13 protein-coding genes are annotated in these 12,483 nt (G+C 72.4%); 8 read left to right on the forward strand and 5 right to left on the reverse strand.

The annotated features are described in order from the left end of the window. Window positions 1–138: 138 nt before the first annotated feature. Together BLW82_RS05225 and BLW82_RS05230 are read right to left on the reverse strand one after the other, a co-directional pair. On the reverse strand, window positions 139–381 hold the full coding sequence (locus BLW82_RS05225; protein WP_093497683.1) for a DUF5302 domain-containing protein: 243 nt from the start codon (window positions 379–381) through the stop codon (window positions 139–141). A gap of 158 nt (window positions 382–539) precedes the next feature. Continuing rightward, complete coding sequence (locus tag BLW82_RS05230) at window positions 540–1,955, reverse strand: DEAD/DEAH box helicase (protein ID WP_093497684.1); 1,416 nt, start codon at window positions 1,953–1,955, stop codon at window positions 540–542. A gap of 429 nt (window positions 1,956–2,384) precedes the next feature. Here BLW82_RS05230 and BLW82_RS05235 point away from each other — a divergent pair, with 429 nt between their 5' ends. Both BLW82_RS05235 and BLW82_RS05240 read left to right on the forward strand, forming a co-directional pair. After that, a complete protein-coding gene (locus tag BLW82_RS05235) occupies window positions 2,385–2,795 on the forward strand; it encodes a hypothetical protein (protein WP_256215651.1) in 411 nt (136 codons plus the stop codon). A gap of 75 nt (window positions 2,796–2,870) precedes the next feature. After that, complete coding sequence (locus tag BLW82_RS05240; RefSeq protein ID WP_093497685.1) at window positions 2,871–3,257, forward strand: hypothetical protein; 387 nt, start codon at window positions 2,871–2,873, stop codon at window positions 3,255–3,257. Between the two features lie 138 nt (window positions 3,258–3,395). Here the strand turns inward: BLW82_RS05240 and BLW82_RS05245 are convergent, their stop codons facing one another. Continuing rightward, window positions 3,396–3,845, reverse strand: a complete 450-nt coding sequence (locus BLW82_RS05245; RefSeq protein WP_093497686.1) for a hypothetical protein — start codon at window positions 3,843–3,845, stop codon at window positions 3,396–3,398. 380 nt (window positions 3,846–4,225) lie between these two features. Between BLW82_RS05245 and BLW82_RS05250 the strand changes: the two genes are divergently transcribed. Beyond that, window positions 4,226–4,711 carry a hypothetical protein gene (locus BLW82_RS05250; RefSeq protein ID WP_143063644.1) on the forward strand — a complete coding sequence of 162 codons (486 nt, stop codon included), beginning with the start codon at window positions 4,226–4,228 and terminating at the stop codon, window positions 4,709–4,711. A 58-nt stretch (window positions 4,712–4,769) separates the two neighbouring features. Here BLW82_RS05250 and BLW82_RS05255 read toward each other — a convergent pair whose 3' ends face one another. Continuing rightward, on the reverse strand, window positions 4,770–5,786 hold the full coding sequence (locus BLW82_RS05255) for an ArsR/SmtB family transcription factor (RefSeq protein ID WP_093497688.1): 1,017 nt from the start codon (window positions 5,784–5,786) through the stop codon (window positions 4,770–4,772). 327 nt (window positions 5,787–6,113) lie between these two features. Between BLW82_RS05255 and BLW82_RS05260 the strand changes: the two genes are divergently transcribed. From BLW82_RS05260 to BLW82_RS05280, 5 genes are all read left to right on the forward strand, one after another. Next, on the forward strand, window positions 6,114–7,766 hold the full coding sequence (locus BLW82_RS05260; protein ID WP_093497689.1) for a serine/threonine-protein kinase: 1,653 nt from the start codon (window positions 6,114–6,116) through the stop codon (window positions 7,764–7,766). Further along, window positions 7,763–8,521 carry a hypothetical protein gene (locus tag BLW82_RS05265; RefSeq protein ID WP_093497690.1) on the forward strand — a complete coding sequence of 253 codons (759 nt, stop codon included), beginning with the start codon at window positions 7,763–7,765 and terminating at the stop codon, window positions 8,519–8,521. Before BLW82_RS05260 ends, BLW82_RS05265 begins: the two co-directional genes overlap by 4 nt. 191 nt (window positions 8,522–8,712) lie before the next feature. Further along, the gene (dacB, locus tag BLW82_RS05270; protein WP_093507873.1) at window positions 8,713–10,047 is read left to right on the forward strand and encodes a D-alanyl-D-alanine carboxypeptidase/D-alanyl-D-alanine endopeptidase; all 1,335 of its coding nucleotides are present in this window, start codon (window positions 8,713–8,715) and stop codon (window positions 10,045–10,047) included. Between the two features lie 144 nt (window positions 10,048–10,191). Beyond that, window positions 10,192–10,392: a hypothetical protein gene (locus BLW82_RS05275; RefSeq protein WP_093497691.1), complete on the forward strand. Its 201-nt coding sequence runs from the start codon at window positions 10,192–10,194 to the stop codon at window positions 10,390–10,392. 61 nt (window positions 10,393–10,453) lie between these two features. Then, window positions 10,454–11,134, forward strand: a complete 681-nt coding sequence (locus BLW82_RS05280; RefSeq protein ID WP_371131476.1) for a phosphatase PAP2 family protein — start codon at window positions 10,454–10,456, stop codon at window positions 11,132–11,134. Between the two features lie 7 nt (window positions 11,135–11,141). On the opposite strand, the gene BLW82_RS05285 is transcribed toward BLW82_RS05280, so the two are convergent. Then, entirely contained in the window at window positions 11,142–12,476 is a 1,335-nt protein-coding gene (locus BLW82_RS05285) for a glutamate-1-semialdehyde 2,1-aminomutase (protein ID WP_177232844.1), read from the reverse strand. Window positions 12,477–12,483 lie beyond the last annotated feature (7 nt).

Here is a 12,483-nt window from a genome sequence, read left to right on the forward strand (position 1 = left end):
TTCCCCCGGGCGAGTCCGCCGGCTACGCCCCGCCCGCGACGCGCGCACAGGCGCGCGCACGTCGCGGGCCACTGCACAGGACGCGCGCGTGGATGGCGCGCGGGCCGGTGAAGCGGTCAGATCGCGGGACTCCTCGACTCAGCCGCCGCTCTTGCGCCTGAACGACCGCTGGCTCGCGGCCGGGCCGTGCGCCGAACGTACCTTCGACGCATCGGACTTGGCGGCAACATCAGCGGCGTCCGCCTGCGCACCGCGCTTGCGCGCCAGGGCTTCGCGGAACTTGCGCTTGAGGTCGTAGTTGCCTTCGCTGTCCGGCTCCAGAGGGGGTGTCTCGGGGGCAGCCGGCTCCGAACCTTCCGTCGATGCGGGCTCTGCGGTCATGGTGACCTCCTGGGTTCGGGGGTGGGCAAGCACAGCTTGTCATGCCGGGCGCAGTGCGAGGCGCCGGCAACGTCATCCCGCTCCGTTTCGGCGGGTATCCCTCTTCGGCCGGGCCGGGGGTTGTCGATCCCGTGGCCAGGCTGCCGGGGCAACGGCTCTCAGCCGTTGCGACGCACGAGGGCGGCCCTGCGGGCCTCGGCGAGCTTGCGGGCCTCGGCGGCCTTCGGAGACTTGCCGCCGGCGCCGCGGGAGGTGCCCTTGCTGGTGCCGAGGCCGCGGAAGGGAGCGTTGGTGTTCTTGGGTCGGGGGACGGCGGGCCCGCCGTCGAGCGGGATCCCGGAGGGAGTCTTGGCGCCGGTGATCCGGCTCAGCTCCGCCTCGCCCGAGCGCACCTTGGTGACGGTCGGCTCGATGCCGGCCCCGGCCAGCATGCGGCTCGTCTCGCGGCGCTGGCCCGCCAGCACGAGCGTGACCACGCTGCCGGACTCACCGGCGCGGGCGGTGCGGCCCGCCCGGTGCACATAGTCCTTGGCGTCGGTGGGCGGGTCGACGTTGACCACGAGATCGAGGTCGTCGACGTGCAGGCCACGGGCCGCGACATTGGTCGCCACCAGAACGGTGATCTGGCTGTTCTTGAACTGCGCCAGGGTCCGGGTGCGCTGTGGCTGGGACTTGCCGCTGTGCAGGGCCCCGGCCTGCACCCCGCTGGCCCGCAGATGCCGGGTGAGCAGGTCGACGGCGTGCTTGGTGTCGAGGAACAGCAGTACGCGGCCGTCGCGGGCGGCGATTTCCGTGGTGACGGCGTAGCGGTCAGGGCCGTGGACGACCAGAAGGTGGTGCTCCATCGTCGTGACCGTGCCCGCGGCCGGGTCGACCGAGTGGACGACGGGGTCGTGGAGGTAGCGGCGGACCAGTTGATCGACGTCGCGATCGAGAGTGGCCGAGAAGAGCATCCGCTGACCGTCCGGATGCACCTGGTCGAGCACGTCGGTGACCTGCGGCAGGAACCCCAGGTCGCACATCTGGTCGGCCTCGTCCAGCACGGTGATTCGCACCCGTCCCAGGCGACAGGCGTTGCGCTCGATCAGGTCGTGCAGGCGTCCGGGGGTGGCGATGACCACCTCGGCTCCCTGGCGCAGCGCGGCGATCTGCCGGCCGATCGACGTTCCGCCGACGACCGTGGCGATCCGCAACCGCAGTGCCTCGGCGTACGGCGCCAGCGCCTCGGTGACCTGCTGGGCCAGCTCCCGGGTGGGCACAAGGATCAGAGCGAGGGGTTGCTTCGGTTCGGCGCGCCGCCCGGCTGTACGTGTCAGCAGCGGCAGGCCGAAGGCGAGCGTCTTGCCTGATCCGGTGCGCCCGCGTCCCAGGATGTCGCGCCCCTTCAGGGCATCGGGCAGTGTGGCGGCCTGGATCGGAAAGGGATCGCGCACCCCGAGTTCGCTCAGTGTCCGCAGCACCGCCGTCGGCAGTTCCAGACCGGCGAAGGTGACGGCCGGGAGCAGCGCCGGGGCCGTTGCCTCGGGCTGGGCGGGACCGCCGTGAGCGATGCCGGAGTCATCGGGATGCTTCATGAACAGCCTTCCGCAGGGGGACGTACCGAGGAAGGCCCGGCAGGTGTGAACAGCCCGCGCACAGGACGACCGGAACAGGCAGAATTGCCCACCGCGACGACCGCGCAAACACGTGAGGCTACCACATGGCATAAGTCGCCGGGCAGAAGTGCGCCGTGCCCGAGAACCTCCGTCCCAAGGCGCCCCCGGTCCGTGCCCTCGCTTGCGGAGGCGCCGAGAAGGGCCTGAGCTGGGGAGTCTCCCGTCAGGCGGCGTTTTCGGCCATTGTTCGGGCAGCGCGGGAACCGGGCGGGGGTCCTTGACTGCGCGCCGCCCGCCGTGATGGTGCCCGGCGAGCCTTTCGACCGTGTTCGAAAGGTGTGACCGGAGTGCGGTGACCGCTCCAGACTCGGACGAACGGACTCAGCCTGTGAAACCGAGGGGGAGCACATGCGCAAGGAAAACCGGCCGGGCAGGGGCATGAAGGCCACGAGGGTGGGCGCTCTGCTGGCGGCCACGGCGCTCACCGTGGGAGTCGCGGTGGCGACCGCGCCCTCCGCGGCTGCCGCCAGCCCGTGTTGGAACGACGGCTCCACCAAGTGGTGGTGCAACAACGTCTCCGGCGCCCGGGTGTACGGCACGGTCGGGGACAACCACATCTACCCGGACCCGAACACCGTCGTCGGCTACATGTACTCCAACCCGAGCTGGTTCTGGTGCAAGGAGGACGACCAGGCGTGGGTGGGCGGGCCGCATTCCACACGCTGGGAGATGACGGTCGCGGACAACGGCCGGCTCGGCTTCATGAAGGACACCGCGATCTCCAGCGAGACGGACCCGCTCCCCGACTGCTACGGGTGATCGGGGACGGCCGCGCGGCGCCACCGGCTGCTTTTCCATGGTCCACTCCTGCAACGCACCCTGGAGCCCCGTCACATGCGTACACGGAACACCCTTGCTGCCCTGTTCGGCGCCACGGCACTGGTGCTGGGGCTCGGTACCACCACCGCGCCCGGCGCCTCGGCGGCATCAGGCTGCTGGTACAGCGGCAGCCACTGGTGGTGCAACAACCGCGTGGGAGCGCCGGTCTACGGCTACAAGGACCTCGCCCGCCTCTACCCCGACTCCAGCCGCATCGTCGGGTACATGTACTCCAACCCCAGCTGGTTCGACTTCCGCTACGACGGCGGTCTGCCCGAGGAGTATGTGGGTGGACCACACCCATACCGCTGGGAGTGGACCGAGGCCGACAACGGCCAGTGGGGCTGGATGAAGGACACCGCCATCAGCAGCGAGACCAACACGCTGCCGGCCTGCTGGTAGACGGCCGCCGAGGGCACACGGGGAAGCCGGCGACGGCGAGCGGGGCTGCACGAGGGACACGTCCGTCGGTTCGGACGGAGCCGAAGAGGCACGAGTCGGGGCCGGCCACCGTCGGAGGGGCCGGCCCCGGCATGTGTGTCAGCAGTTGCGGACGGACCAGACGGGGTTCCAGTCCTGGTCGCCCACCTGCGGCGGGGAGAAGGCGCGCAGCACGTTCCCGTTGGCGTCGTAGAGGTAGGAAGTGACCGACCCGGTCTGCTTGTTGAGGTAGTAGCCGTTGCCGTACCAGTTGGACAGGTAGTAGCGGTTGCAGTTGTAGAGGTAGAAGATCTTCCACTTGGACACGGTCGGATCCCGCACCTCGAGGCAGAGGTTCCCCGCCCCACAGGTGAACGTCTGGTCGTCCGTGCGGTAGCTGACGGTGGTGGCGGGAGAGATCGTCGGGGAGACGGCGGCCGCGACCTGTGCAGAGGCACTGGTACGAGGGCCGGAGGCGGTTGCCGCCTGTGCCGGACCGGTGGCGAGGGCGGCCATCAGCAGGCAGACCACCACGCCGATGATGCCGAGCAGCGAGCGCTTCGCGCGCATGGATGAGACCTCCGTCGAGACGGCAGCGGGACAGCTGGGACAGCGGCACGGAACGTGCCCTGACGGCGACGATCGCCGATCGCGCGGGCCCGGCAGAAGCCTTTCGAACGTCCTCGAAAGGCCGCTGCCCCCGGGCACGGCCGCATCACGTCCACGGACGGCCGACTGTCGCAGGTCGCAAGCCCGTTGAGGGCGCGACAGGCCCACTGGACGGCATCGCTACGGCCCATGGGCGTCGTTGACGTCGCCCGTACCGGACGCCACCGTGGTCCAGCCACACATGGTGGCCGTGCGCGACCCGCACACGGCCGTCGGACCGGGGACAACCATGACACGAGCATGCGCGGACACCGCCATGCCGGACGGGAGACTACCGAACCGTGCCTGTCAAGCGCTCACTTGTCGGACTGTGCGCCGCTCTCGCGATGGGGGCCGCCCTCCTCAGCACCGGAACCGCGCAGGCCGTCCCGGCCTCGCCCGGCACCCGCCACGGACACGTCATGACCATGCCCGCGGCGCCGAAGGCGGCCCGCCCCGCGCCGCTCCTGGCCGTGGCCCCCTCCACCTCTCCGGCCGTCCGTACGGCCTACGCCGGTGCCGGCGGGGGCGTGTACTGCCAGAGCGGCTACTTCTGCGCCTCCGTCTGGGATCCGACGGCCGGCAAGTTCAAGATCTTCTTCTTCTACTCCTGCACCCGCTACACCCTCTCGAACTGGATCGACTGGGCCGAGGCCCAGAACAGCCAGACCGGAGGTGCCGTCGCGAGTCTCTACGGCTCCGGAGGCGGTCTGCTGCAGACCGTCCCGGCCGACAACGCGGTCTACGCCGTCAACTGGTCGCCGGTGTACTCGATCCGCAACTGCTGAGCCGGACGGCCGGCTGCCGAGCCGGACGGCCTCCGCGGCCCAGCGCACAGAGCGGGGCTCAGGGACGACAGGCCGGATCGGTCTCCGTCCGCCGTCCGGTGTCCGCGCCCAGCAGCCGGTGGCCCGTGGACGTCACCGAGTGCCGTACGAACTGGCCCTCCCGGTGGCTCGCCACCAGTCCTCCGTCCCGCAGGACGGCGAGCTGGTAGCTGGCACTGGGCAGGGCGATGCCCACGGCCTGCGCGACTTCGGACGTGGTGCGGGTACGGCCACGTGCCACCTGGACCAGCACGGTGGCCCGGGTACGGCCCAGTAACCGCTCCAGTCCGCCGCCCTCGGGGACCGCCGTCTCCAACGGCCGTGCGGTGACCGGATGGACGAGGACCGGCCCGAGGGCGGGGTCGGCGAGCGCGGTGGGCCTGCGCCAGCAGAAGTAGGAGGGCAGGAGCAGCAGACCCCGGCCCTCCAGGTGCAGGTCCCGATCGACGGGGTAGTCCACCTCCAGCACCGGGGCATGCCAGCGGGCGAACGGCAGGCTCTCCAGCAGAGCGCGGACACCGCCGTCCAGGAGGGTGCGGGCGCGCAGGTCGACCTCGTCCTGCACGGCCCTGCGAATCTGCCCCCACCGCGGTTCGAGCAGAGTTCGGGAGGAGATCTCCAACGCCCTGACCAGCGATCCCATTCCGCGGTCTCCCGGCCTGCCGAGCGCCGTCGTCCACGCCGGGAGAGGGCGGGCCTGGGCGAGGACGCCCAACTCCCGCTGCAGACGGCCGCGGGGCGTCGCGCGTACCTGTGCGAGCCCGGCGGGCAGGCCCCCGTCCAAAACGGACGGGGTGAGGAAGTCGGGGATGTAGCCGACGGGCGGGACGAGCGTCCCCAGCAGGCGCAGCGCACGGCGCGCCTCCAGGTCCTGTGCCGTCCGCTCGAGGACGCCGCGGCGCCATGCCCCGAACTCGAGCGGCCCCTGACGGGTGCCCAGCCGGCAGGCGGCGCAGACGAGTTCCCACAGCGGATCGGGACGCCGGGCCACGCGGATGCTCTGTAAGTCCTGCGGCGTGAAGTGGATGCGGAGCATGCAGGCCTCTTTCGTGGTGGTGGGGGGCTGGGTTGGCCGATGCGATGCGCGACAAGGGTCGGCGAGCGGTACGGGTCGTCAGGTCGGCGATGCGGTGCGGGTCGTCCGGTCGGCGAAGCGGTACGGGTCATCAATGGGGACGAGTGGCGAGCGCCCTCGGTATGACCGCGCTGTCGCCATCGGCAGACTGGAACGCTCACGCCGGCGACGGGTGGCCGGCATCGTCCTGTCCCGCAACCGCCGCGGCTGAAAATGTGTCTCTCAACGCGTGGTCCAGCCGCTTCTGGAGTTGGTCAGGTACGGCGGCACGGCGTCTGGGGGGATGACGTGAGCACATGGGTGGTGCCCGGATACACCGAGTCTCTGGAGCTCGGGGCGGGTGCGAGCGGTCGCGTCGTGCTGGCCGTGCACGCGGACACCGGCGTACGGGTCGCGGTGAAGTACCTCAGCGATTCCCTGCGCACGCGGCCTGGTTTCGTGCACGACTTCCGGGCGGAGGCGCGCCTGCTCGGCGGACTGCGGAGCCTGTACGTGGCCGGCCTGTACGAGTACGTGGAGAGCCCGCAGGGCGCCGCCATCGTCATGGAACTGGTGGACGGTGTCTCGTTGCGGACGCTGCTGAGCCGTCAGGGACCGCTCGGTCCCGAGGCCGCGCTCGTCCTTCTCAAGGGATCGCTGCTCGGTCTCGCCGACGCACACCGCGTCGGCGTCGTCCACCGCGACTACAAGCCGGAGAACGTCCTGGTCGAGACGGACGGCTCGTCCAAGCTCGTCGACTTCGGCATCGCGGTGGACGCCGGCACCAGCGCGGGTGTGGCCGGGACCCCGTCCTACATGGCCCCCGAGCAGTGGACCGGCGCCCCCGCCTCCTGCGCCGCGGACGTGTACGCGGCCACGGCCACCTTCTTCGAGTGCCTGACGGGGCACAAGCCGTACTCGGGCGACAACATCGCCGAACTGGCCCTGCAGCACGTCGACGCCCCCGTCCCCGTGGAGGAGGTCCCCGCGGCGGTGCGCGAGCTGGTCCGTCGCGGTCTGGCCAAGGAACCGGACCGGCGGCCGGCACAGGCCGAGGCGTTCGTGACGGAACTGGAGGCGATCGCCGGCGCCGCCTACGGGGCCGACTGGGAGGAACGCGGCCGCGCCCGGCTCGCCGCCCTGGTGGCCCTTCTGGCGCTGCTGCTGCCCTCGGCCCGCTCCTCCCGGTCCTCCACCACGGACACCGCACGTACGGTCCTCGGCCAGGCACCACGCCACGGCTGGGCCCGGTCATGGCGACCCGGCCGGCCCGGCATGCTCGTCGCGGCCGCCGCCGTACTCCTGGGCCTCCTGCTCACCTACGGAATGCGGCACGCCTCGGCGGGCGCCGCGGAGCGGACCGCCGAGGCCGTGGCCACCACCACGGCCCGGGCCGGCGCCGAGGCGGCGCCGCCCACCTCCCCGCCCACGGCGCCCACCCCGTCAGGTGACGTGTCGCCGACCCCCGGAGTCTCCCCGGCACCCGGTGTCTCCCCCTCGGGCCCGTCTGCCACCCCGACCGCCCAGCCTTCCGCCTCCGCCACCGGCTCACCCACGCAGTCGGCGACGCCCAGCGAGCCGGCCTCCTCCACGTCGGCCACACCGACGGCCGCCTCTTCCACCCCGCCTGTCGCTCCCGCCGTCAAGAACGTCGCGGTATCGGCCTTCCGGCAGACGGGCCCCACGACCTCCAGCGCGACCATCACCGTCACCACGGACGGCAGCGGGCCGATCTCCGTCACCGTCTCGTGGTTCACGGGCACGACGGGCGGAGTGGCCGGCTCCCCCGACGGTGCGTCCCAGACCTTCGAGCGCAGCGGAGCCACCCAGTACACGCTCACCGTCGACCACACCGTCCAGAACGACGGCTGCTACTGGACGGTCCGGGCCACGACCACTCCGGCGCCGGCTTCCGGCGACGCCTCGCAGCAGATCCTGACCAGGCAGTGTGAGATCGGATGACCGCTCAGAGCGACAACACGCCCACGCCGTCGGCGAAGGACGAGGAGCCCACGCGGGCGCTCGCACCCGCCGACGCGCACAGCCCCACACTCCGTCCGGGACCCACCGAAGGCCACGTCCCCGACGACCGGACCGCCGGCCCCGACAGCGAGTACAGCGCCACCGTGCTGGACAGCCACTGGATCCAGCGACCCGAAACGGACCACACTCTCGTCGAACCGGTCCCGGCGAGCGCTTCCCCGACCCGGCCCGACCGTGTCGAGGGCAGCGTGCTGCGTTTCGGACCCGGTGTCACGGCCGCCGTCGCGCACCGCACCGTCCCGGCACTTGCCGCCACGTCGTCGGCTCCCGCCCCCTCCGGTCGGCGGCGGCTGCGCAAGAACGCTCTGCCGGCGCTGCTGGTGGTGGCCGTCCTCGTCCTCCTGGCCTGGCAGCGGTTCGGGCAGCCCGTGGCGGTCACCCAGGTTGCCGTCACGGCGAGGCCGACGGCGCTGGGTTGCGACGGCACCGCGGACATCGTCGGTCTGGTCACCACCAACGGCCGTCCCGGCACCCTCTCCTACCGATGGGTCCGAAGCGACGGCACCGCGTCCGGCGTCCTGCACGAAGTGCTGGCCCGGGGAGAGCGACACGCGCGCCTGCACCTTCGATGGACCTACCAGGGACCGGGCCACCGTGCGGCACGGGCGGAACTGCGCATCCTGTCTCCCGGTCACCGGGTGACCGCCGCCCGCTTCTCGTACGACTGTCCCTGACGGCCGGCCGGGATCGCCGGCCAGGTGCGCCGTTCAAGCGGGAGGACGAAGGGCACCCCGTCTCGCCACGAGGCGGGGTGCCCTTCGTGTTGCGGCGGAGGAACCGGATCACGGCTGTAGCTTTCTCTTCTGAGAACTCCGAAGACTTCTGCCAACTCCCCTTGTTCCGCAAGCACTTCAACGAGGTCCGCATGTCCAACCCCCCATTCTCCGCCCTCCCGGCCGACTGTCGCGGCAGGGCCGGAACCCGCCACGCCGTGCTCCGCCGGGTCGCCGTCGTCGCCGTGACCGCGCCCATCGCCGGGACGCTCCTCTTCGGCACGAGCGCCTTCGCCGCCGACGAGACCGTCTCCCCGGCCACGGCCACGGCACTCGACCCCGCCGAACAGAAGATCGCGGACAATCTCGGCACCCGTGTCCAGGACAGCCGTCTCGGCTCCACGCTGAGCGGCGTCGTCATCGACGCCACGTCCGACAAGACCGTCTGGGGCCACGACGCGACCACCGCGCTGATGCCCGCGTCCAACACCAAACTCGGCACCGCCACCGCCGCGCTGACGGTGCTCGGCCCCGACCACCGGTTCACCACCAGAGCCGTCTACGGCGCCGGCACGCTCACCCTCGTCGGCGGCGGCGACCGCACCCTGACCGGCGCCGACCTCCAGGCGCTGGCGACGACCGCCGTCGCGGGACTCAGGAGCGCGGGTCTCACCTCGGTCAAGGTCCGGGTCGACGACAGCCTCTTCCCCGAGCCCACGCTCGCGACCGGCTGGAACGACGGCTACTACCCGGACTCCGTGGCACCGGTACGGGCACTGGTGGTCGACGGACACCAGGTCACGGACACGTCCCTGGACGCGGGCCGGGTCTTCGCCGGGTTCCTCGCCCAGCAAGGCGTCACCGTCACGGGCGGTGTCACCCGCGGCACGGCCGGCCCGGGCGACGTGCCGGTCGCCCAGCACCGGTCCGACCGCCTGTCCGCCATCGTGGAGCACATGCTCAAGGTGAGTGACAACGACATCGCCGAGACCCTGCTGCGGATGACCGCGATCGGTGCCGGCCGACAGCCGACCTTCGAGGACGGCACCGCGGTCGTACGCGAGGTGCTCCGCGGGTACGGCATCTCGCTGGACAACTACGAGATCCACGACGGCAGCGGTCTGTCCCGCGCCAACCGCATCCCGGCACAGGCCGTCGCCGCCATCCTCGATGTCGCCGACGACGCGCGCAACGCCCGGACCCTCGCGTACATCATCGAGGGCCTGCCCGTCGCCGGAGAGGCGGGCTCCACCCTGGGGCCCGAATGGGGACGCTTCGACACCGCGGACTCGCGGTGCGCCGTCGGCAAGGTCCGGGCGAAGACGGGCACGCTCACCGGCGCGATCGCGCTGAGCGGGCTGACCAAGGCCGAGGACGGCCGCTGGAAGGTCTTCTCCTTCATCGAGAACAACTCCACCGCCGACCCGGCCGCCACCAAGGACGCCCTCGACGGCCTGGCGGCCACGGTCAACGGCTGCTGGGCATAAGGCTGTCGGCGCGGCCCGGCGGAGAGCCGGGCGGCGTCGGTCGGGTGGCGGGCGCCCCGCCGGACGCCCGAACGTGCCGGCGCGGAGGCCGCACATGGGGAGTGGGGGCACGGGGCCGCGCAGGCTGCCGAGGTTCGGCGACGCATGGGTGCGGCTCGACGCGAACCGGCCCGGCCGGCGGCGCTGTACTGGGTCCGGGGCGGCGCGCTGGACCTCGCCACCGGCGGGTGCGGCGGCACCGTGATCGGGACGGCCGACGCCGGCGGCCGTGCCTCGGACCCGACCGGCTTGAACCGTGCCCCCGGTCCGGCCACCGGTTCGGCGCCGGGCGGCTATGGTCGCTGAGGGGGCGTTCGGACATGACGGGGGGCTCACGTTGGATCGGCCGGCAGGAGCGGAGCTGGAGATCGGTCCGGCCGGGTCCGCGTCGCGCGCGCTGGTGCCCCGGTCGCTGCGCGTGTGGCTGGGGCCGATTTCGGCGGCCGCCGCCCTGGTGGTCGTCGTCCTCGGGGTGCGGTACGCCGGGCACAGCGAGCCGGGCGGGGTGGACCGGTGGCTGGTCCGGCCGACGGCGGACAGCGTGCGGGGGCCGTGGCGACAGGTCGCCCTGGCCCTGGACTTCCTGGGGGAACCCGTGGGGTCGGCGCTGGTGATCGTGGCCGGGGTGGCGGGCTGCCTGCTGGTGCGGCGGCCCCGCGCCGCGGTGCTCGTCGCCGTCGGCTCCGGCCTGACCGTGGGGACGACCACGCTGCTCAAGCACGTGGTGGGACGCACCATCCACGGTCCGGGCAACCTGTCCTACCCGAGCGGGCACACGGCCTTCTTCACCGCGCTCGCCCTCATGGTGGCGCTGCCCGCGGCAGGCCGGCTCGGCCTCGGCAGGGCGGCCGGCCTGTCACTCGTGCTCGCCGCGGCGCTGGCCGCCGGCGCCACCATGGGCTGGGCCGAGGTCGGCCTGGGCGCCCACTACCCGACCGACGCCCTCGGCGGCTGGTGCACCGCGCTGGTGGTGACACCGGCGACCGCGTGGCTGGTCGACCGGACGGTCGACCGGAGCGCCGCGCGCAGGCCCGGCACCGCACTCTGACGTCACGTCACGCCAGGCGGCGGAACACCGGCTTCACCGGTCGCCCGCCCAGCCAGGCGGCGGGGTTGCCGGTGTCCAGCGCCTTCCGGTACACCGCACAGGCCTCGGCCACCACGTCGACGGTGCGGTCGATGTCCGCGTCCTCGAGCGCGCTGCTCACCACGAACGACGGGGCGAGCACTCCGCCGGCGAGGAGCCGGCGCAGGAACAGCGTGCGGTACTGCTGCGAGGGCCGCAGGTCCTCGTCGAGCGTGGCGAAGACCAGGTTGCTGGCCCGGCCCCGGACGACGACGTGGTCGCCGAGGCCCATGGCGGCCGCGGCGTCGCGGACACCGGCGGCCAGCCGCTCGCCGAGGGTGTGCAGGCGCGCGGTGACGCCCTCCTCGACGTAGGTGGCCTGCACGGCCATCGCGGCCGCCAGCGAGTGGGTCTCCGCGCCGTGCGTGGTGGACAGCAGGAACACCCGGTCGCCGGAGTCGCGCAGTCCGCCGCGCTCCATCAGCTCGCGGCGCCCGGCCAGCGCGGAGACGGCGAACCCGTTGCCGAGCGCCTTGCCGAACGTGGACAGGTCGGGGACGACGCCGTAGAGGCCCTGGGCGCCGGCCTCGGACCAGCGGAAGCCGGTGATCATCTCGTCGAAGACCAGGACGCAGCCGTGCCGGTCGGCCAGGTCGCGCAGGCCGGCGAGGTAGCCGGGCGGCGGCTCGGTCTGGGTGGCGGGTTCGAGGATCAGGCAGGCGATCTCGTCCTGGTACCGGGTGAGCAGTTCCTCCGTGGCGGCCAGGTCGCCGTAGGGGAAGGACACGGTGAGCTCGTTGGTCGCCGCCGGGATGCCGGCGTTCATCGGTGTGGTGCCGATGAACCAGTCGTCGACGGAGAAGAACGGGTGGTCCGCGCAGAGGGCCACCCGCGGGCGCCCGGTGACGGCGCGGGCGAGGCGCACCGCGGCGGTGGTGGCGTCGGAGCCGTTCTTCGCGAACTTCACCATGTCGGCGGTCGGCACGGTGGCCAGAAAGCGTTCGGCGGCCTCGACCTCGACGATGGACGGCCGGACGAAGTTGCTGCCGCGGTCGATCTCCCGCCGTACCGCCTCGGTCACGCGCGGGTGGGCGTGACCGAGGCTGACCGACCGCAGGCCGGAGCCGTACTCGATGTAGCGGTTGCCGTCGACGTCCCACACGTGGGCACCGCTGCCGTGGCTGATGACCGGGGCCAGGTTCTCGGGGTACTGGTCGTCACCCTTGGCGTAGGTGTGCGCGCCTCCCGGGATCAGGGCGTGCAGCCGCTCGTTGGCCTGCCGCGACCGGGACAGGAGGAGCCCCTCGGTGTCTTGGGTGTGCACGCCGACC

Source organism: Streptomyces sp. Ag109_O5-10, from assembly GCF_900105755.1.
Taxonomy (GTDB): domain Bacteria; phylum Actinomycetota; class Actinomycetes; order Streptomycetales; family Streptomycetaceae; genus Streptomyces.

Coding starts and splice junctions, on each gene's coding strand:
- BLW82_RS05275 (WP_093497691.1), top strand. CDS start 10,192: ATGGGTGCGGCTCGACGCGAACCGGCCCGGCCGGCGGCGCTGTACTGG.
- BLW82_RS05235 (WP_256215651.1), top strand. CDS start 2,385: ATGCGCAAGGAAAACCGGCCGGGCAGGGGCATGAAGGCCACGAGGGTG.
- dacB (WP_093507873.1), top strand. CDS start 8,713: ATGTCCAACCCCCCATTCTCCGCCCTCCCGGCCGACTGTCGCGGCAGG.
- BLW82_RS05245 (WP_093497686.1), bottom strand. CDS start 3,845: ATGCGCGCGAAGCGCTCGCTGCTCGGCATCATCGGCGTGGTGGTCTGC.
- BLW82_RS05240 (WP_093497685.1), top strand. CDS start 2,871: ATGCGTACACGGAACACCCTTGCTGCCCTGTTCGGCGCCACGGCACTG.
- BLW82_RS05225 (WP_093497683.1), bottom strand. CDS start 381: ATGACCGCAGAGCCCGCATCGACGGAAGGTTCGGAGCCGGCTGCCCCC.
- BLW82_RS05255 (WP_093497688.1), bottom strand. CDS start 5,786: ATGCTCCGCATCCACTTCACGCCGCAGGACTTACAGAGCATCCGCGTG.
- BLW82_RS05230 (WP_093497684.1), bottom strand. CDS start 1,955: ATGAAGCATCCCGATGACTCCGGCATCGCTCACGGCGGTCCCGCCCAG.
- BLW82_RS05265 (WP_093497690.1), top strand. CDS start 7,763: ATGACCGCTCAGAGCGACAACACGCCCACGCCGTCGGCGAAGGACGAG.